Raw genomic sequence first — 20,019 nt, 5'->3', positions numbered from 1 at the left:
CCGCGGTTTATCACCACGGGTCGGACGCCGGACCGCCCGACTGGCCGCTGGCACCGGCGTCCCCTATCTTTATAGTCATGAATCAGGAATGTTTTCCCCCGCCGCTTCGGCTTGAACCGGCAACGACAAGCCCGCAACGTCCATGGCCCGGTCGCTGACACGCATTCATCTTCAGGTGTTTCTGATCCTGCTGCTGTGCTTCGCCGCCATCGGCTATGCCGGCTTCCTCGTCCTGCGCGACGTGCAGCAGGCGTCGTATCACGAGCGCGCGTCGCAGGTCGCGGGCGACGCCAGCAAGCGGATCAATGAACTTGTGGCGCAACAGCGCGAAGCGCTGGAAAAAATCGCGCAGCAGCCCGGCCTCGCCACGTTGCTGCAGCGCGGCACGCCGCTGGAGCGTTCGCGCAAACAGGAGGAGATCAAATCCCAGCTGGCCGGCGCCGCGTCGGTCCACCTGTTGCCGCGCAACAGCCTCGGCGCGTTCTCCGCCACCGAAGAACTCGACCAGGCTTGTCTCGACTACGTCCGGCGCATGGCCGGCACGAACGCACCGGCGGTTCCGGAATTTCATTCCGTGGACTCACCCACCAGGCACTATGGCCTGGCAGTGCCGGTCCGGGACGAGAGCCGTAATCCGGTCGGTTACCTGCTGGCGGGTTTCACGCGCGCGCCGTTGCAGGCCATTCTCGAGCAGTCGCGACCGGAAAACGCCTACATGGAACTGCAACAGCAGGCGGCGGGAGGAGCGACGCAAACGGTACTGACATCCGGAAAGGTCTCCGGCGCCAATGCCACCATCGTGGCCAGCATGCTCGGACTCGGCCAGTGGACGCTGATATACCAGTCGCCGGAGATGCCGTTCCGGATCCTGTCCGGCAACCGGGTTTATTACCTTGCCGTGATCCTTGCCGGCTTTGTCGCCATTTTCGTCGTGCTGTTCCGGCTCTACAGCCGGACCCTGCATGCGGTGCGTCACGACATCCATTCCCTGATTCGCATGTTCCGCGATCTGCGCGAGGGCAGCGTGCGCGTGGAGTATCCGATGGCGCTGCGGGAGTTTTCCGAGATCTTCGATTACCTGCGCGACCGCGGGCAAAGGCTGATGAAGGAGAAGGAAAAACTCAAGGACATGGGGCTGATGGATCACCTCTCGCAGCTTGGCAACCGGCGCCATTTCGAGGCGCGGCTCAAGGAGCTGTTCGACGCCTCCAAATCCAACGGCCCCTCGTCCGTGTTGATCATCGACATGGATCACTTCAAGCAGGTCAACGACAAACACGGCCACGACGCCGGCGACGCGCTCATCGTCGGCTTCGCCAACGCGTTGCGCAAGGTGGTGCGCCAGACCGACGTGCTGGTTCGCCTCGGCGGCGACGAATTCTGCATCATCTATACCTATGCCTCGCTGGACAAGGCCAGGAATTTTGCCGAACGCCTGCGCCGGCAGTTGCCGCGTGAAATCTCTCTGCCCAAGGGCGTGATCCACCAACTACGCTGGACCGGCGGCCTGAGCGCCATGCATGACAAGGACGCCAAACCGGATGACGTGCTGTGGCGCGCCGACCAGGCGCTGTTCCAGGCCAAAGAGGCCGGCCGCAACCTCACTAAAATCTACGACCCCGTCGCCGGCCTGCCCGCGAAAAAGCAGATCATGTCCAGCTGACGCGGCTTTTGTTGCATCGCGTGGGCTCGCCTCGCCTGAGAGGAATGGATGCGGTAAACTGCCCGGCCGAAGCATCCAATCCAGAATACCAAACCATGCCAAAGTCCGATCCCGCCGCCGTCGCGGCGACTCACGCCCTTCCCCCGGAAATCTTCAAGGCCTACGACATCCGCGGCATTGTCGGCAAGACACTGACGCCGGCCATCGTGGAGCTGGTCGGCCAGGCGCTGGGCAGCGAGGCGCTGGCTCAGAACCAGAAGCGCTTCGTCATCGGGCGTGACGGGCGTCTGTCCGGCCCGGAACTGTCGGCGGCGCTGGCGCGCGGCATCGCCCGCAGCGGCTGCGACGTGGTGGACGTCGGCATGGTGCCGACCCCGGTGGTGTATTTCGCCATCCAGTATCTCGGCGCCGGCTCGGGCGTGGCTGTCACCGGCAGCCACAATCCGCCCGACTACAACGGCCTCAAGATGGTCATCGGCGGCGTCACGCTCTCGGGCGACCTGATCCAGAAGCTGCGCGCCCGGATACTCGATAAGAATATCGCCACCGGCCAGGGAACGGTCTCGCAGGCCGACGTGCGCGCCGCCTACATCGACCGCGTGGCCGGCGACGTCAAACTGGCGCGCCCGATGCGCGTGGCCGTGGATTGCGGCAACGGCGTGGCCGGTGAAATGGCGCCGCAATTGCTCAAGCGCCTCGGCTGCCAGGTCACCGAACTCTTCTGCAAAATCGATGGCACCTTTCCCAATCACCACCCCGATCCGAGCAAGCCGGAAAATCTCGAAGACCTGATCGCTGAAATCAAAAAGGGCGGCTATGACGTGGGGCTGGCCTTCGACGGCGACGGCGACCGCCTCGGCGTGATTGCGCCCGACGGCCACGTGATCTGGGCCGATCGTCAGATGATCCTGTACGCGCGCGATGTGCTGTCGCGCCAACCGGGCGGCGAGATCATCTACGACGTCAAATGCTCGCGCACGCTCGACGCCGAAATCCGCAAGGCCGGCGGCAAGCCCACCATGTGGAAAACCGGGCATTCGTTCATCAAGGCCAAGCTCCGGGAATCCGGCGCGCTGCTCGCTGGCGAAATGAGTGGTCACATCTTTTTCAAGGAACGCTGGTACGGCTTCGACGACGGCCTCTACACCGCCGCACGCCTGCTGGAACTGCTGTCGCGCGACACCCGCCCGACGCAGGCAATCTTCGCCTCCCTGCCCAACACGGTGAACACGCCGGAATTGAACCTCAAGTTCGCCGAGGGCGAGCATTTCACCGTCATCAAGGAACTGGTGCAGCGTGCGCAGTTCCCGGACGCCAAAGTCACGACCATCGACGGCCTGCGCGTGGATTTTCCTGACGGCTTCGGCCTGGTGCGCGCCTCCAACACCACGCCGGTGCTGGTGTTGCGTTTCGAGGGGGATAACAAGGACGCGCTGGAGCGGATTCAGAAGCGTTTTCGCGAGTTGATGCTTTCCGTGCGGCCGGGTATTGCACTGCCCTTTTAGTTGTTCGTCACACCGGCGAAAGCCGGTGTCCAGTATATTAAATTAAAACCTTAATAAACTGGATTCCGGCTTGCGCCGGAATGACGATCCATGATTTCTCAGCACGCGTAGCCCGTAGGGCGCATTAGGCGACAGCCATAATGCGCCGAATGTAAGCTCCATCCGGCGCAATGCGCTGCGCTTATTGCGCCCTACAGTTATTCCTTCAGCCTCTTCTCAAAAACCGCGCGCCAACTCGGTGACAGCGCCTGCAGGCACGCGGCGTGCTCGTACTCCACGCGCGTGCCATGGCCATGCCGCAGCCGGAACACATCGCGCACGCTCATGGAACCGGCGTCGTGCACGACCCGCTCGATGGCATCGCCCGCGCTTACCCTTCCCTCCTGCAACACGCGCAAATAAAAACCAGTGCGGTTGGCCGCGGCGAAGCGCGCGACGAATTGGTCGTCGCCCATGCGGATGCCGAGCTTGAAGCAGGGCGTGCGCGGCTGGGTGACCTGCACCCGTGCCGCGCCGATCTGGAACTCATCGCCAATACAAACCGCATCTTCCAGCCAGCCGGTAATGGTGAAATTCTCTCCGAACTGGCCGTGGGCAAAATCCTTTCGCCCCAGCTCGGCCTCCCAGAAGGCATAATGCTCGAAGGGATAGGCGTAGACCGCCTTGTCCGTGCCCCCGTGCACGCGCAGGTCGGCCTGGCCGTCGCCGTCCAGGTTCAGGCGCCGCAAAAGCACCGGCCCGGCCACCGGTTCCTTGAATATGCCGGTGCTCACCACCCGGCCCTCGTGGGGCACCGGGCGGGGTCGGCCGATATTGATGGATATCAATTTCATTGCTTCGTCCCCGCGTACAATGGGATTTATCCGGGATTTGACCGGTCCATGTATACCGCAATTCGTCTTGAGGCTAAACTGTTAACCATGCTGCACTGGTTTCGCACCGAACTGAAAACCCTCGCGCGGGGCACGCTGGCCCTGGCGGGAGTGCTGTGGCTGATCGCCGCCGGCGCCCCCTGTGTCATGGCGCAGACGCCGGACCCGACCCCCGCTCCCAGCCATTGCCCGGAACACGCCAAGCATAGCGGCGCCGGACATGCCGCCATGCCGGGATGCGGACCGGTAACCATGATTAACTGCCAGCTGCCCGACAGCGGCACGCCGCTCGCGGCCGGCTTCGGCGATTTCGCCATGACGCCGGTATTGCTGGTCACCCTGCCGGTTCCGGTACTGCTGGCGGACAGCGGCCAGTCGCCGCGGCCCGATTTCTTCGCTCCCGACATCCACGCCCCTCCGCTTCACATTCAACACCTCACGCTGATCTTGTAGTTCTCTCCCGCGCCTGCGTTGGCGCGCGTCGTTTTCTGTTCACGACTGCAAGGAGAGAGTTATGTTCATTCGCACCGTTTTATCCCGCCTCGCGGGAGTTCTGATCATCCAGCTGGCCGCCGTATCGAGCGTCCTGGCCGGACCCGAATTGACCCTGGCCGAGGCCGAGCGCCTGGCGCTGGAACACGCGCCGTGGTTGCAGCATCACCGCACCAATGCCGACGCCGCCGCCGAGCGCGCGGTGTACCAGAGCCGGCTGCCCGATCCGCAACTCACGCTGGGCTTTCTCAACGTGCCGACGGATTCCTACCGGCTCGACCAGGAAGACATGACCATGACCATGGTCGGCATCCGCCAGGCGTTTCCGCCGGGCCGCACGCTCAAGCTCAAGGGCCAGGTCGCCGAGAAGGAACTCTCGCGTGAACAAGTGCGCGTGGACATGGAACGGCGCAATCTGCTGCGCCAGGTGCGCGAAACCTGGATCGAGCTTTATTTCCAGCAACAGTCACTGAAGACGCTGGAGGAGCTGCGCCGCCTGGCGCGCAAACAGCTGGAGGCCTCCGAGGCGCGCTATCGTGCCGCACAGGAAATGCAGCAATCCGTGCTCAAGTCGCGGCAGGCGCTGGCGCGCCTGCACGAACGCGAGCCGATGCTGCGGGCGCAGGCCGCACGCCTGCAGGCGCAGTTGGCGCGCTGGGTGGGCGAGGCCGCGTATCAGCCGCTGCCCGCCGAGTTGCCGCCGCTGCCGGCGGTGCCGGAAACCTTCGATCCCACCCGCCACCCTGACTGGCTCGCGGCCCAGTACGGGCTGGAACAGGCGCGCCTCGAGGTCGACATGGCGCGCCAGGAATACAAACCGGCGTGGATGCTCGATCTTTCCTACGGCTTTCGCCGGCCGATGCCGAACGGCATGGAGCGGCCGGACCTGGTGACCGCCATGGTGACGCTCGACATGCCCGTCTTCCGCAACAAACGCCAGGACCGGCGGCTGGCGGAAAAACAGGCCATGGAAGCCGGCATGCATTACGAAATCGAGGATAAACGCCGCGAACTCGAGGTCATGTACAGCTCCATGCGCGCCGAGTACGACGCGCTGACCGAGCGCGAAAAAATCTTCGCGCAGGAACTGCTTCCCGCCACCCGCCGCGAGTCCCAGGTCACCGTGGCCGGGTTCGCGCGCGACCAGGCCGAGTACCGCGAGGCCATCATGAAAACCCTCGACACCGAGCTGGAATACCTGCGCCTGCGCGCGGACCGGATCAAGGCGCAGGCGGAACTTCTGTATCTCACCGGAGAACCACAGTCATGAATCGGAAAACCAAACTCACCGCGATCATCGGCGTTGCCCTGGTGCTGGGCATCGCCGCAGGCTGGTACTTTATCCATGCCGGCAAGAATCCCGCCGACGCCGGCGGCGAAGCCAAGACGGAACGCAAGGTGCTCTACTGGACCGACCCCATGGTGCCGGGCTATCGCAGCGACAAACCTGGCCCGTCGCCGTTCATGGACATGGACCTGGTGCCGGTGTACGCGGACGAGGGCGGCGCCAGCGACGGCTCGCCGGTGGTCACGATCCGTCCCGAGTTCATCCAGAATTTCGGCGTGCGCACCCACAAGGTCACGCGCGGCGGGGCGGCGCGCAGCCTCACGGCGCACGGCTACCTGTTTCGCGAAGGCGGAGTCCTGCTGGTGCTGGTGGACAGTTTCGAGCACGCCGCCTGGGTGCAGGCCGGTTCGCCCGCAGTGATCAGTTTCCCGGATTTTCCGGGCCGTGAATGGAACGGCACCGTGGAAAGCGTGCGCTCCGACGTGGACATCGGGACGCGCTCGCTCAAGGCGCGCATTCGCGTGATCAATCCGGATGCGGCGCTGCGGCCCAACATGTACGCCGACGTGGTCATCCGGGACAAGGCCCGGCGCGACCAGAAACTCATGGTACCGCGCGAGGCACTGATCCGCACCGGCACGCGCACCGCGGTGGTGCTGGCGCTCGGTGGCGGCCGGTTCCAGCCAGCGGAAGTCGTCCCGGGCGAGGAATCCGGCGACTGGGTGGAAATCCGCCAGGGCATCAAGGAAGGCGACACGGTAGTGACTTCGGGGCAATTTCTGATCGACTCCGAGGCCAGCGTGCGCGCCAGCTTCCAGCGCATGGAGTCGGCACCGGCCGATCCGCACGCGGGCCATTAAGGAGAACAGCCAATGATCGCCCATATCATCCGCTGGTCCATCAGTAACCGTTTCCTGGTGCTGTTGCTGACCGCGTTTCTGGTCGCCTGGGGAATCTTCTCGATCGCGCGCACGCCGCTGGATGCGATCCCCGATCTTTCCGACGTGCAAGTCATCATCCAGACCAGCTATCCCGGCCAGGCGCCGCAGGTGGTGGAAGACCAGGTGACCTATCCGCTCACCACCGCCATGCTGTCGGTGCCGGGCGCCACCACCGTGCGCGGTTTTTCCCAGTTCGGCGAATCCTTCGTCTACGTGCTGTTCAAGGACGGCACCGATCTTTACTGGGCGCGCTCGCGCGTGCTCGAGTACCTGAGCCAGGTGCTGCCGCGACTGCCGCGCGGGGCCAGCCCCGCGCTCGGCCCGGACGCCACCGGGGTCGGCTGGGTGTACGAATACGCGCTGATCGATCGCAGCGGCAGGCACGATCTGGCGCAACTGCGCACGCTGCAGGACTGGTTTCTCAAGTACGAGCTGCGCACGGTCCCGGGCGTGGCCGAGGTCGCCACCGTGGGCGGCATGGTGAAGCAGTACCAGGTCATCGTGGACCCGGTGAAGCTGCGCGCCTACCGGCTCACGCTCATGGATTTGCAGCGCGCCATTGAAAAGGCCAACCAGGAAACCGGCGGATCGGTCATCGAAATGGCCGAGGCCGAGTACATGGTGCGCGTGCGCGGCTATTTGCAGGCGAAAAGCGAGCTGCGCGCCGTGCCGCTGGGCGTGACCTCCAGCGGCGCGCCGATCCAGCTCAAAGACGTCGCCGAGATCCGTCTCGGCCCCGAGATGCGCCGCGGCATCGCCGACCTGAACGGCGAGGGTGAAGTGGCCGGCGGCATCATCGTCATGCGTCATGGCGAAAACGCGCTGGCCACGATCAACGCCGTCAAGGCCAGGATCGAGGCCCTCAAGGGCAGCCTGCCGGAAGGCGTGGAGATCGTGCCGACCTATGACCGCTCGGCGGTCATCAAGAACGCCGTCAACAACCTCACCGGAACGCTGATCGAGGAATTCATCGTCGTGGCCGTCGTGTGCCTGGTGTTCCTGTTCCACCTGCGTTCCTCGCTGGTGGTCGTGGTCACGCTGCCCATCGGCATTCTCGTCAGCTTCATCATCATGAAACATCAGGGCATTAACGCCAACATCATGTCGCTCGGCGGCATCGCCATCGCCATCGGCGCCATGGTGGACGCCGCCATCGTCATGATCGAGAACGTGCACAAGCACCTGGAGAAGCAGCCGGTGACCGACGCGAACCGCTGGGACATCGTGCGCACCGCGACCGAGGAACTCGGGGCGCCGCTGTTTTATTCGCTGCTCATCATCGCCCTGAGCTTCATTCCGGTGTTCGCCCTCGAGGCCCAGGAAGGGCGGCTGTTCGCGCCGCTGGCCTACACCAAGACCTATGCCATGGCCGCCGCCGCGGCGCTGTCGATCACGCTGGTGCCGGTGCTCATGGGTTATTTCATCCGCGGCCATATCCGCGGCGAACAGGAAAATCCGGTCAACCGCGGGCTGATCCGTGCCTACCGGCCGATGCTGGACTGGGTGCTGGCACGGCCCAAGCTGGTGCTGTGGGGCGCGGTGTTTCTGGTGGTGCTGGGCGTGGTTCCGGTGACCCAGCTCGGCTCCGAGTTCATGCCGGACATGGATGAGGGCGATATTTTATACATGCCCACCACCCTGCCCAGCCTGGCCTCCGGCAAGGCGCAGCAGCTCCTCCAGCAAACCGACCGCATACTCAAGACCTTTCCCGAGGTGCAAAGCGTATTCGGCAAAAGCGGCCGTGCGGAAACCGCGACCGATCCGGCGCCGCTGTCCATGTTCGAAACCACGATCCAGCTGAAGCCGCGTTCCGAATGGCGGCCGGGCATGACGACCCGGAAACTCACCGAGGAAATGCTGGCGGCCGTCAATTTCCCGGGCCTGTCGAATGCCTTGCTGCCGCCGATCAAGACGCGCATCGACATGCTCACCACCGGCATCCGCACGCCCGTCGGCGTCAAGGTTTCCGGTCCTTCGCTGGTCACCATCGACACCATCGGCCGGGAAATCGAATCCGTGCTGCGCGACCTGCCCGGCACGGTGTCGGTCTATTCCGAGCGCGTCACGGCGGCGCGCTACGTGGACATCCGCATCGACCGCCACCGCGCCGCGCGCTTCGGCATGAACATCGCCGACATCCAGGATACCGTGGCCACCGCCGTGGGCGGCATGAAAATCACCGACACCATCGAGGGGCGCGAACGCTACCCGGTGAACCTCCGCTACCCGCAGGACATTCGCGACTCGATACCCCGGCTGCAGGCGCTGCCGCTGATCACCATGAGCGGCCTGCAGATCGCGCTGTCGGAAGTGGCGGACGTCCGGGTCGTGGACGGCCCGGACATGATCCGCAGCGAAAACGCGCGCCTGTCCGGCTGGACCTACATCGACATCCGCGACCGCGACATCGGTTCCTACGTTGCCGACGCCCGGCGCACGGTGCAGGAGAAAGTGAAGCTGCCACCGGGCTATTCGCTGCACTGGACCGGCCAGTTCGAGTACATGCAGCGCGCCGTCGAACGCCTCGAGGTCGTCATCCCGTTCACGCTGGCCATTATCCTGCTGTTGCTCTATCTCAATTTCCGCAACGGCATGGAGGTACTGATCGTGATCGCCACCCTGCCGCTGGCGCTGGTGGGCGGTTTCTGGCTGCTGTATTTCCTGGGCTACAACCTGTCAGTCGCGGTCGCGGTCGGATTCATCGCGCTAGGCGGCGTGGCGGTGGAGATCGGCGTGGTGATGCTGGCCTACCTCGACCAGGCGCTCAAGCGGCGCGAGGCCGAGCGCCACGCGGCGGGCCGGAAACTGTCGGTCAGTGACGTCCGCGAGGCCGTCATCGAGGGCGCGCTGCTGCGCGTGCGACCCGTGACCATGACCAAGGTCGCGATCATCGCGGCGCTGTTGCCCATACTCTGGAGCGACGGCACCGGTTCGGAGGCCATGCAGCGCATCGCCGCCCCCATGGTAGGCGGCATGCTGAGCGTGGCGGTGCTGACGCTGGCCGTGATTCCGGCCGCCTATTTCCTGTGGCAGGCCTGGCGCGTCGGAAAGGCCGTGAAGCAGAACTAGCGGCGCTTGCGCACGTAATAGCGGAGGGTCTTGCCTTCTTCTTCCATGCGCAGCAGTTCGTGACCGGTGCGGTTGCACCAGGCGGGGATGTCCATGCGCGAGCCGATATCGGTGCAAACCAGCTCGAGCACCTCGCCCGGCTGCATGGCCTTGATGGCGCGTTGCGCCTGTATGAGCGGCTCCGGGCAGCAGGTGCCCGAGGTGTCCACTGACCGGTCCGGTTTTTCCTGGCTCACAATAACCTGCCTCGAAATGCTCTGTAGCAATGTGTAGGTTGGGGTGAGCATAGCGAACCCCAACACGTCAATGATTACGTTGGGGTTCGGCGCTTTGCACCTCACCCCAACCTACATTGAACTATATTAACCTATCCCGCCGCCGTGGCCGGATATAATCCCACGCCATGGGCAGAAACCGTCTTCCACAGGCCAGGGGTTCGGCCTACATCACGCCGCAGGGCGCGCAGTGTCTGCGCGAGGAGCTGGACCATCTGTGGCGCGTGAAGCGGCCGCAGGTGACGCAGGCGGTGTCGGAGGCGGCGGCCCAGGGCGACCGTTCGGAGAACGCCGAATACATCTACGGCAAGAAACAATTGCGCGAGATCGACCGGCGCATACGTTTTTTGCAGAAGCGGCTCGATGTGCTAAAGATCGTGGACCGGCCGCCGACCGATACCGCGCGCGTCTATTTCGGCGCGTGGGTGCGGCTGGAGAGCGAAACCGGCGAGACGACGGAATACCGCATCGTGGGGCCGGATGAATCCGACATCAACAAGGGCTTTCTGAGCATCGACTCGCCGCTGGCGCGGGCCCTGCTCAAGAAGGCCGTGGATGACGATGTGACCGTGGCGCTGCCGCGCGGTCAAACGATCTACACCGTTCTGGAAGTACGCTATACGCCCTTTGACGACGAGGGCTGACGGTTAGGAAATACCGGGAACGCCGGAATCAGGCCAGCGCCGGTCTGTCGGAACCGTTGGAGCCTGAGGTCCGGTCGAAGCCGGCCAGCTTGAGGACGTCCATCTCGCCGAGCCGCGCCCCGAAGTTCTCCGCCGGAACCGGCCCGCCGAACAGAAATCCCTGCATGTCGTGGCAGCCGATGGTCTTGAGGAAGCGCGCCTGCTCGCGGGTCTCGACGCCTTCCGCGAGGATGCCGAGGCGCAGGCTCTTGGCCATGACCGCGATGGTGGTGGTAATGGCGGCGTCGCCGCGGTTGCGGGTGACGTCGCGGATGAAGGAGCCGTCGATCTTGAGCAGGTCGATGGGAAACCGCCGCAGGTAATTGAGCGAGGAATAACCGGTGCCGAAATCGTCGATGGAGAGCGTCACGCCGATCTGCTTCAACTCACGCATCAGGTCCAGCGCCTGCTCGGCGTCGTCCACCAGCACGGTTTCGGTGATTTCCAGCTCCAGCGAACGCGGCGGCAGCCCGCTTTCATCGAGCGCCTGGCGCACGCTGTTCAGCAGCGTGCCGGCACGGAACTGTTTCATGGAGAGGTTCACGGACACGCCGAACGAGTCGTGACCGGCCTCCTGCCAGCGCCGGCCCTGCTGGCAGGCCTGCTGCAGAATCCATTCGCCAACCGGGATCACCAGGCCGGTGTCCTCCAGCAGCGGGATGAAACTTTCCGGCATGACCAGCCCGCGGCGGGGATGCTGCCAGCGCAGCAACGCTTCCGCGCCGGTCACCGTGCCAGTGGCAGTGTTGACGCGCGGCTGGTAATAAACGAGAAATTCCCGGTTCTGCAGGGCCTGGCGCAACCCCAGTTCGTATTCGAGACTTTCCTGGGCGCGCGTCTCCATCTCCTGCGTATAAAAGGCATAACCGTTGCGCCCGGATTCCTTGGCCGCGTGCATAGCGGCGTCGGCGTCCCGCAGCAGCCGCTGGATGTCCTGGGTGGCGCCGGGGTAGACGGCAATGCCGATGCTGGCGGTGACCACGATTTCGCGGCTGCCGACCTGCATCGGTTCGGAGAATTTCTGGATCAGCCGGTTGGCCACCTGCGCGGCATGTTCGTTCGAGGGCAGCCGTTCCAGGATCACGGTGAATTCATCGCCCCCGATGCGGCAGGCCGTGTCCGAGGCCCGCAGGCAGGTGCGGATGCGCTTTGCGGCCTCGATCAGCACCGCGTCCCCGCTCTCGTGGCCCATGCTGTCGTTGATGGCCTTGAAGCGATCGATATCGATGAACATGACCCCCAGCGATTTCTGTGTGCGATTGGCAATCGTTATGGCGTGCTGAAACCGGTCCTTGAACAGGGCCCGGTTCGGCAGGCCGGTCAGCGGATCATGATACGCCATGTAATGCATCTGCTCCGCCTGCGCCCGGCGCTCCGCGTTTTCGTGCGAGCGGATGATGCGATCGGCGCGGCGCACGATCATCAGCAGGAAAAGATAAAGCAGGAACAGCAGAAAGATCACTCCGCTCAGAACCGTGTATTGCGTGCTTTCGATGTCCGCCACCAGCGGCGTCACGTCGGAATAGATTTCAAAAACCCCTTCGATTGGCCCGTTCGGCGTCCGGCGAACCGGGATATACGACGACAGCAGATTGCGATTCACGATAATCTGCTCGGTGGCGGAAAACCGGTCGCGGAACACCAGTTCGTTTTCGACTCGTCCGGCTTTGGCCTTCTGAAAGCCGGTGTTCCCGGCCTTGTTTTCGCCGATCTGCTTCGGTTCCGTCGAGTAGACCGTCAGGCCGGAAAGCCCGTATATCTTCAGCTTCACCACGTGCAGACCGCGGATCTTCTGGAGTACGTCCTCGTGCAGGCTGGCCATCTCCGGTTGTGATGCCAGCTCGTGCACCGGAATGCCGCCGGCCCGCGCGACAAAGTCCGCATACCTGGGCCACAGGGAGTTGGAAAGCGACTGGGTGAGCGCGGCGTTGGCCTGCGATTCATGCTCGATCAGCGCATCCACCGCCACCGTGCGATAGAACATCCCCAGAGCGATGGTCACCAGGACGATGCCGAGAAAACTCGCGATGGAATAGGTGCGTGTGAGCCGGAACATTGGCTTAAAACAACACAACCGCTGATGAACACGGATAATGAAGAGGTAAACGCCGATCAGTCATCAGGGCTTTTGTGCTATCTGCGTTCATCAGAATAAAATTTCTGCGTTAATCCGCGGTTCAGGAATTTCCAGACAAGTTCCGCTCAGGCGGCGTCGGGAAGAAATTCGAATTCGACGAGTTCCAGGCCGTCGACCAGGGTGACTTGCACCGCCACACCGTAATAACAGACGATGGCGCTGTCCTTCTCGAAAAAACTTTCGGCCGTGGACGCCGCTCGCTTGCCGCCGCGGAGCACCCGCAGCCGGGGCACTTTTGACCGTTTTCCTGTCCGGGTTTTCATGGTTATCTCCCTGATGACCTGTACCCTCAGGAAGTGCATAGGATGTGCCAATCTCGCGGCAAAACCCTGTTTTCCGGCGGGGATGCACCAAAATACGGCGAGGCGAGCGGGTAAAGCAGTCAGGGTCAGGTCGTGCGCGGGCGCCTGATACGGACCGATCCCGGTCCAGGGGAAAATCCCGGCGAATCAGGGGCTTTTGCGGCCTTCGGACGCACCGGCCTGTGCCATCAGCAAGGGCCAGCGCATCAGGGTATAAGGCATCGACTCGGGCGTTTCCCGCAGCACGCCACCCTGCCACGCCGCCGTGCGGACGGCCTTCTCCGCGTAGTCCCTGGCCCCGGTCAGCCATCCCAGGCGCAGCAGGTTGCCGACGGAAATGGCGCTGGCGGACGGGATCACATGGTCGGCAGCGGGCTTGTCGCGCAGCCACAAGCCGGCGTCTGCGCTCGCGCCGTAAAAGCCGCCGGCCGCGGTATCCCAGAACCTCGCGATCTGCGCGTCGGTCAACTTGCGCGCCGTGGCAAGCCAGACCTGATTCCCATCCAGGCCATGCAGCGCCAGCAGGGCCTCGGCCATGGCGGCGTAATCTTCGGCGAAACCCCGGGCGCCGCGCTTGCCTTCACGCCAGTCGCGATACAGGACGTTGCGCTTCTGATCGTATGATTTGTCGAGAATGAATTGCAGCGTTTCCTGCGCCGCGCGCCGGTAGCGGGGCGCCTCCAGCAACTGGCCTGCCTCCACCAGCGTCGTCACCATGTAGGCATTCCACGCCGTCACGATCTTGTCGTCGCGCGGCAACGCCGGTCGCGTCCGGCGCGCGGAACGCAACAGACGGTTCACGGCATCGATTCGTGCGCGCACGGTCGCCGCGCTTTCGCCGAACTGTTCGGCCAGCTCTTTCTCGCTTCGGGCGGCATAAAGCACGTTCTTTTCTGAAAGCTCCGCCGGGCTGCCCTCGATGACATTGCCGTCGCGCTTGAGCCCGTAACGGGCGATGGCCCATTGACGCAGCGCAAGATCGGGGATGGCTTGCTGCAGGGATTTCCATTCCCAGACGTAGTAAGCCCCCTCTTCGGTCTGTTGCGGTTGCTTCGGGCTGACGGCGCTGTCCGCGCCAAGCGCCGAGTGGAAGCCGCCACGGGCATCGCGCATGTTTTCCAGGGCGAAGTCCAGCGTCTGGCGCGCCACCCCGGCGTATTTCCTGTCTCCCGTGCGGCGGAAGGCGGCGAGGTAGGCGCGCGCGATCAGCGCCTGGTCGTAGAGCATCTTCTCGAAGTGCGGCACGCGCCAGGCGGCGTCCGTCGCGTAGCGATGGAAACCGCCTTCAATGTGATCGTGAATCCCGCCGGCGGCCATGCGGTCGAGCGTGTACAGGGCCATCTCCGCGCTGTGCCGGTCGTCGTCCTGCAGCAAAAACAACAATTGCGCCGGCTGCGGAAATTTCGGCGCCAACCCGAAGCCGCCGTCATGCGGGTCGAACTGCGCGCGAAACTGCCGGCGCGCCTGCTCGACCGGCGCGTTCGTCAATTTGGCCAGGGGCGTGGCGGCCAAAGTCTGTTTCACCTGTTGCGCGGCCTGCCGGCTCATCTCGACGACGTGGCGGCGGTCCTTGTCCCACAGGGCGCGTGCCTTGCGCAACAGCGGCGCCAGTCCCGGGGCATTTGCGCGATCGTCCGGCGGGAAATAGGTGCCGCCAAAGAACGGTGTCCCGTCCGGCGTTGCCAGGATCGTCATGGGCCAGCCGCCGTAACCCTGCGTGGCGACCACGAAACTCATGTAGGCAGCATCGAGATCCGGACGCTGCTCGCGGTCCACCTTGATGGAAATGAACCCGCTGTTCAGCAGGCGCGCGATCTCCGGGTTGCGGAATGACTCACGCTCCATCACGTGGCACCAGTGACAGGTGAAATAACCGATGGAAATGAACAGCGGCTTGTTTTCCGCCCGGGCCCGGGACAGGGCCTCCTCGCCCCAGGGATACCATTCCACCGGGTTGTCCCGGTGCATGCGCAGATAGGGACTGGAAGTCTCCGCCAGGCGCCAGCCGCCTTGCCCCTTCACGGCCGCGTCCGCCGCGCCGGCCAGACACAGAAAAGCAAGCGCAAGCACCAGAGCCCGCAGACACGGCGGAAACCGCGCCGGGAAGAATCGCGCATGCAACCCTGAGCGGGAAATTCCGAATGAGAGCACAGACATGATTCTTATGACGAGACTGCCGGGCGCAAAATTCCCGGACACCGCAGGCTCAGGCGCCGCCCAGGTACATGCGGCGCACGTCCTCGTTGGCCAGCAGCCTGGCGCCGGTATCGGCGAAGCGGTTGTGGCCGAGTTCGAGCGCGTAACCGCGGTCGGAAAGCTCCAGCGCGCGCGCCGCGTTCTGCTCCACCATGAGCAGGGTGCGGCCCTGCTGCTTGAGCGCGAGCAATTGCTCGAAAATGATGTCGACGTACTTGGGAGAAAGCCCGAGCGAGGGCTCGTCGAGAATCACCAGGCGCGGGTTCAGCATGAGCGCGCGCCCGATGGCGAGCATCTGCTGCTCGCCGCCGGAGAGCTTGCCGGCCGGCTGGTGGCGCCGCTCGTACAGCCGCGGAAACTGCTCGAATACCGCCTGCACCGCTTCGCGGCGTTTGCGCGCGTCGCGCTGCAGGAACGCGCCCATCTCGAGATTGTCGGATACGGTCATCTGGGCAAACACGATACGGCCCTGCGGCACGTAAGTGACGCCCAGCGACGGAATGACGTGCGCCGGATAATTGGTGGTGTCGCGTCCGTCGAACTCGACGCTGCCCTGCTGCACCTCCACCAGGCCGATGACCGCCTTGATGACCGTGGACTTGCCGGCGCCGTTGGGCCCGATGATCGACACGATCTCGCCGGCGTGGACATCGATGCTGACGCCGAACAGGACCTGCACCGCCCCGTAGGAGACGCCCAGATCACGAATCGACAGCAAGGGTTTGGTCATGCGGTCGCCGGCTTGCGTTTTTTGCCGAAATACGCTTCCAGCACCCGCTCATCGTTGCGGATCGCGGCGAAGTCGCCGTGCGCGATGATCTCGCCCTCGCTCAGGACGTAGACGCTGGAGCAAAGATCGGCGATGACCTCCATGTTGTGCTCGATGACGAGGAAGGTCGTGCCGAGACCGTTCAGGTGCCGCACCATGTCCCACAATGTCTGGCGCAGCGTCGGATTGACGCCGGCCGCCGGCTCGTCGAGCAGGATCAGCGCCGGGTCGCTCATCAGCACGCGCAGGAATTCCACCAGCTTCTGCTGGCCGTAGGACAGGTTTTTTCCGCGCGCGCCGGCATAGTCGCGCAGGCGCACGCGCTCGAGCAGCCCGAGCGCGCGTTCCCGGACGCTGCGGTCGTGACGGCTGCCGGCCACGACCAGGTTCTCCAGCACCGTCAGCTCCGGGAACACGCGCGAAAGCTGGAAGGTGCGTGCCAGTCCGCGCTGGTAGATTTGCGACGGCCGCCGCCCCAGGATCGGCTCGCCGTCGAAACTGATGCTGCCGGTGGCGCCCCGATCCATGCCGGAAATGACCTGAAACAGCGTGGTCTTGCCCGATCCATTAGGTCCGATCAGGCCGGTGATGCTGCCGCGCGTCACGTGCAGATCGACGCCGCGCAGCGCCTGCACGCCGCCGAACTCGCGCGCGACCCCCCAGGTGCAGAGGATGTGGTCGGTGGAACAGGCGGATTCGGTCATGGCGACTCTCCGGGACGCGCATCGGGACGGCGTTGCTGCCGTTCACGCACGATGGATACCAGGCCGCCGGGCAGGTACAGCACCACGATCAGCAGCAGCACGCCCAGCGCCGCGAGGTGCGCCGCCGGGAACTGCGCCCACAGCATCTCGCGCAGCACCATGACCGTGGCCGCGCCGATGATCGGTCCCCAGACCGTGCCGCTGCCGCCGAACAGCACCACCACGATCATCTCGATGTTGCGCGCGTGGTCGAACGCCGAACTCGGATTGATGTAGCTGGTGTACATGGCATAGACCGCGCCGACCGCGCCCGGGATCAGCGCCGACAGCACGAAGGCGGTTACCTTGTTGCGCGTGGTGTTGACGCCCACCATCTCCGCCGCCTCTTCGTCCTCGCGGATGGCGCGCAGTTCCAGCCCGAAGCGGCTGCGATGCACCCAGGCCACCAGCAGCGTCGCCGCCAGCGCCAGCCCGAACATCGAGAAATATTTCATGTCGAGCGACGGCAACAGCGCCGGCGACAGCGTGAACCCGGTGCCGCCGCGCGTGACATCCACCCACAGCGTGGCGACGATGCGCCCGACTTCATTGAGCCCCAGCATGGCGATCGCAAAGTACGGGCCGCGCAGACGCAGCGTCAGGAAACCCAGAGGAACGGCCAGCAGCGCGGCGATGCCGGCGCCGTGGAGTATCGCCGCCCACCAGGGAAATCCCCAGGTGAGCAACAACGCGCCGGCATAGGCGCCGACGCCGAAGAATGCCGCGTGGCCGAACGAAACATAACCGGTCATGCCCGAAATCAGATTCCAGGCCTGCGCCAGCGCGACCACGAGGAACACCTGGAGCAGGAACGACTGGTAGTACTCGTTGACGCCGAACGGCGCCAATATGGCCAGACCCGTGAGCACCGTGCCCACCCAGAAACTGATCAGCCGCTGGCTGCCCTCAGGCACGCGCCACCCCCTTGAGGCCGGTCGGCCTTATCAGCAGCACCGTCACCAGCAGCAGATAGGCCACCGCCTCAGCCCACTGGGTCGAGAAAAATCCGCCGACGAAGGCCTCGACCACGCCCAGCAGAATGCCGCCGTAGAACGCGCCGACGAAATTGCCCATGCCGCCGATGATGATGATGGCAAAACACTTCTGGATGAAATCAATGCCCGATCCGGGCCAGAACGAGTAGATGACGGAAAGCATCACGCCCGCGGCGGCGGCCATGGCCGCGGCCATGCCGAAGGTCAGCATGCGGATCTGGCGCACATCGATGCCACAGATCTGGGCCACCTGGGCGTGTTCCGACACCGCGCGGATGGCCTTGCCCAGGCGCGTGCGCTCGAGAAACTGATACACCGCCACGGTCAGCACCAGCGAGATCAGGCCGGCCGTGAAGCGCGGCTTCGAGACCACCAGATCGCCGACCAGAAACGAGCCCTGGAGCACCGGCACCGATTTGAAATCGGCGCTGAAGATCAGCAGGCCGATGTTGATCAGGATGATCGACACGGCATAGGTGGCAAGCAGCGAGGTGAGCATGGGGCGCTCCACCACCCGCTCGATCAGCACGCGCTGGAAATAGTAACCCATGACGAAGATCACCGGCACGATGATCAGCAGGGAAAGCAGCGGGTGCAGCCCGAAGATGTTGAACAGCACGTAGGCGCCGAAGGCGCCCATCAGCATCAGCTCGGCATGCGCCAGGTTGATGACGCGCATGACCCCGAAGATCAGGTTCAGCCCGCAGGCCAGCAGCGCATACAGCGCGCCTGCCAGCAGTCCGCCCACCAGCAGCTGCAGCAGGATGTCGGCTTCGAGAAGTTCCAAGGGTAAATGCCTTGCCGGGTCAGTCGCGATTTAGCATGTCGGCGCCTGACCCGCGGGCATCATCCCTTCAGCGCTTGCCCCAGTCCTTGAACGGATAGGCCACCTTGGCGGTCGCGGCATCGGCCGGCAGAACGATATGGCGTTCGCCGCCAAGCCATTGCACGGCGTAGGCCGGTTTGCCGATCTGCTTGCCGGTCGCGTCCACCTTGAAGCGACCGAAGGCATTGACGACGTCGAGCGCGAACAACGCCTCGCGCACCTTGTCGCGGTCCGTGCTGCCGGCCTTCTTGACCGCGGCTTCGAGCACGTAACCCGCGCCGTAGCCGCCGCCCGCGTGGTAGCCGGGCTCGTGACCGTACTTGTCCTTGTACTTCGCGGAAAATTCACGCGCACCCGGAAGCTTGAGCGTGGGTTCCCACTGGGTGTTTCCCATGACGCCTTCGGCATCCAGCCCGAGGTTGGTGCCGAAATCAGGCAGGCCGGGGCCCACGGCGAACGCAAAGATCTTGGCGTACAGGCGGTTCTCCTTGGCCTGGCGCATGAAGGCGGTGGAGTCCGGCAGATAGGAACCGCCAATCACCATGTCCGGCTTCTTGGACTTGATCTTGATGATCATGGAGGAGAAATCGGTCGAGGCCTTGCCGTATTCCTCCTCGAACACGATCTGCATGCCGAGTTGCTTGGCCTTGGTCTTGACGCCAGCGGCGACACCGCGCGGGAAGGACGTGTTCTCGTAAATCAGGGCGATCTTCTTGAGCCCCTTTTCCTTGCCGAGCTCGAGTATCTGGTCCATATAGAGCTCGGCCAGCGTGTACAGACCGAAGGTGTTCTTGTAACCGCGTTCCCAGATCTCGCTCGCCGAGGCGCCGGACGACACCATGGGGAAGTTGTGCTTCTCGGCCACGGTGCTGGCGGCCATGGTGACATCCGAGGAATACGGGCCGATCAGCAGGTCGACCTTGTCGTCGGTGATGAGTTTTTCATAAAGCCTGGCGCCGGTCTCCGGCTTGGACTCGTCGTCGTAATGGACCAGTTTTACTTTCTGTCCGAGCAACCCGCCGCGGGCGTTGACCTCATCGACCCACATCTGGAAGCCCTGCAGCTGTTCCTGCCCGGTGCGCGCGTATTTGCCGGTGAGTGCCACCGAGGTGCCGACCACGATATCCTTGGCATGCGTCACAACCGGGGTAACCAGCAAAGCCAAAACAGCGGAAAACACTGCCAACAGCGATAGCCGATGTTTCATGTTGTGCTCCTCCTTAAGACGCCGCAGGGTGCGGCGGGGACCTTGTTTGTCGCTAC

The 20,019-nt window shown here is 64.1% G+C and carries 17 protein-coding genes; 7 read left to right on the top strand and 10 right to left on the bottom strand.

Features of this window, described 5'->3' with window-relative positions:
• Positions 1 to 142 precede the first annotated feature (142 nt).
• On the top strand, positions 143 to 1,663 hold the full coding sequence (locus SCL_RS02325) for a GGDEF domain-containing protein (RefSeq protein WP_096359631.1): 1,521 nt from the start codon (positions 143 to 145) through the stop codon (positions 1,661 to 1,663).
• Between the two features lie 95 nt (positions 1,664 to 1,758).
• The gene (locus SCL_RS02320; RefSeq protein WP_096361801.1) at positions 1,759 to 3,168 is read left to right on the top strand and encodes a phosphomannomutase/phosphoglucomutase; all 1,410 of its coding nucleotides are present in this window, start codon (positions 1,759 to 1,761) and stop codon (positions 3,166 to 3,168) included.
• A gap of 197 nt (positions 3,169 to 3,365) precedes the next feature.
• On the opposite strand, the gene SCL_RS02315 is transcribed toward SCL_RS02320, so the two are convergent.
• Complete coding sequence (locus SCL_RS02315) at positions 3,366 to 4,001, bottom strand: MOSC domain-containing protein (protein ID WP_096359629.1); 636 nt, start codon at positions 3,999 to 4,001, stop codon at positions 3,366 to 3,368.
• An 87-nt stretch (positions 4,002 to 4,088) separates the two neighbouring features.
• Between SCL_RS02315 and SCL_RS02310 the strand changes: the two genes are divergently transcribed.
• The 4 genes from SCL_RS02310 to SCL_RS02295 all read left to right on the top strand — a co-directional run bounded on the left by SCL_RS02310 (position 4,089) and on the right by SCL_RS02295 (position 9,830).
• A complete protein-coding gene (locus SCL_RS02310; protein WP_096359627.1) occupies positions 4,089 to 4,493 on the top strand; it encodes a hypothetical protein in 405 nt (134 codons plus the stop codon).
• A gap of 61 nt (positions 4,494 to 4,554) precedes the next feature.
• Positions 4,555 to 5,802 carry a TolC family protein gene (locus SCL_RS02305; RefSeq protein ID WP_096359625.1) on the top strand — a complete coding sequence of 416 codons (1,248 nt, stop codon included), beginning with the start codon at positions 4,555 to 4,557 and terminating at the stop codon, positions 5,800 to 5,802.
• On the top strand, positions 5,799 to 6,680 hold the full coding sequence (locus SCL_RS02300) for a heavy metal-binding domain-containing protein (protein WP_096359623.1): 882 nt from the start codon (positions 5,799 to 5,801) through the stop codon (positions 6,678 to 6,680). The genes SCL_RS02305 and SCL_RS02300 overlap by 4 nt, the downstream gene beginning before the upstream one ends.
• A 12-nt stretch (positions 6,681 to 6,692) precedes the next feature.
• Positions 6,693 to 9,830, top strand: coding sequence for an efflux RND transporter permease subunit (locus SCL_RS02295; RefSeq protein ID WP_096359621.1), 3,138 nt, complete (start codon positions 6,693 to 6,695; stop codon positions 9,828 to 9,830).
• Here the strand turns inward: SCL_RS02295 and SCL_RS02290 are convergent.
• Entirely contained in the window at positions 9,827 to 10,066 is a 240-nt protein-coding gene (locus tag SCL_RS02290) for a sulfurtransferase TusA family protein (protein ID WP_197702678.1), read from the bottom strand. The two genes, SCL_RS02295 and SCL_RS02290, sit on opposite strands and share 4 nt — an antisense overlap.
• A 167-nt stretch (positions 10,067 to 10,233) precedes the next feature.
• Between SCL_RS02290 and greB the strand changes: the two genes are divergently transcribed.
• Positions 10,234 to 10,749 (top strand): transcription elongation factor GreB, encoded by a 516-nt coding sequence (gene greB, locus SCL_RS02285; protein ID WP_096359617.1) that lies wholly within the window; start codon positions 10,234 to 10,236, stop codon positions 10,747 to 10,749.
• 28 nt (positions 10,750 to 10,777) lie between these two features.
• Here greB and SCL_RS02280 read toward each other — a convergent pair whose 3' ends face one another.
• The 8 genes from SCL_RS02280 to SCL_RS02250 form a co-directional block, all read right to left on the bottom strand.
• Entirely contained in the window at positions 10,778 to 12,844 is a 2,067-nt protein-coding gene (locus SCL_RS02280) for a putative bifunctional diguanylate cyclase/phosphodiesterase (protein WP_096359615.1), read from the bottom strand.
• 146 nt (positions 12,845 to 12,990) lie between these two features.
• Positions 12,991 to 13,188 (bottom strand): hypothetical protein, encoded by a 198-nt coding sequence (locus tag SCL_RS13935; protein WP_148664954.1) that lies wholly within the window; start codon positions 13,186 to 13,188, stop codon positions 12,991 to 12,993.
• A 186-nt stretch (positions 13,189 to 13,374) separates the two neighbouring features.
• Positions 13,375 to 15,297, bottom strand: coding sequence for a thioredoxin domain-containing protein (locus SCL_RS02275; protein WP_172425888.1), 1,923 nt, complete (start codon positions 15,295 to 15,297; stop codon positions 13,375 to 13,377).
• 136 nt (positions 15,298 to 15,433) lie between these two features.
• A complete protein-coding gene (locus tag SCL_RS02270; RefSeq protein WP_096359611.1) occupies positions 15,434 to 16,153 on the bottom strand; it encodes an ABC transporter ATP-binding protein in 720 nt (239 codons plus the stop codon).
• A complete protein-coding gene (locus SCL_RS02265; RefSeq protein WP_096359609.1) occupies positions 16,150 to 16,896 on the bottom strand; it encodes an ABC transporter ATP-binding protein in 747 nt (248 codons plus the stop codon). Before SCL_RS02265 ends, SCL_RS02270 begins: the two co-directional genes overlap by 4 nt.
• A complete protein-coding gene (locus SCL_RS02260) occupies positions 16,893 to 17,849 on the bottom strand; it encodes a branched-chain amino acid ABC transporter permease (protein ID WP_096359607.1) in 957 nt (318 codons plus the stop codon). Before SCL_RS02260 ends, SCL_RS02265 begins: the two co-directional genes overlap by 4 nt.
• Entirely contained in the window at positions 17,842 to 18,717 is an 876-nt protein-coding gene (locus tag SCL_RS02255) for a branched-chain amino acid ABC transporter permease (protein ID WP_172425887.1), read from the bottom strand. Before SCL_RS02255 ends, SCL_RS02260 begins: the two co-directional genes overlap by 8 nt.
• A 67-nt stretch (positions 18,718 to 18,784) precedes the next feature.
• Positions 18,785 to 19,963, bottom strand: a complete 1,179-nt coding sequence (locus tag SCL_RS02250) for an amino acid ABC transporter substrate-binding protein (protein WP_096359603.1) — start codon at positions 19,961 to 19,963, stop codon at positions 18,785 to 18,787.
• Positions 19,964 to 20,019 lie beyond the last annotated feature (56 nt).

Origin of the sequence: Sulfuricaulis limicola (assembly GCF_002355735.1) — a bacterium.
GTDB classification, from domain to species: domain Bacteria; phylum Pseudomonadota; class Gammaproteobacteria; order Acidiferrobacterales; family Sulfurifustaceae; genus Sulfuricaulis; species Sulfuricaulis limicola.
Note: the sequence above shows the minus strand (reverse complement) of the source record. Positions and strands in the feature narration are given on the sequence as shown.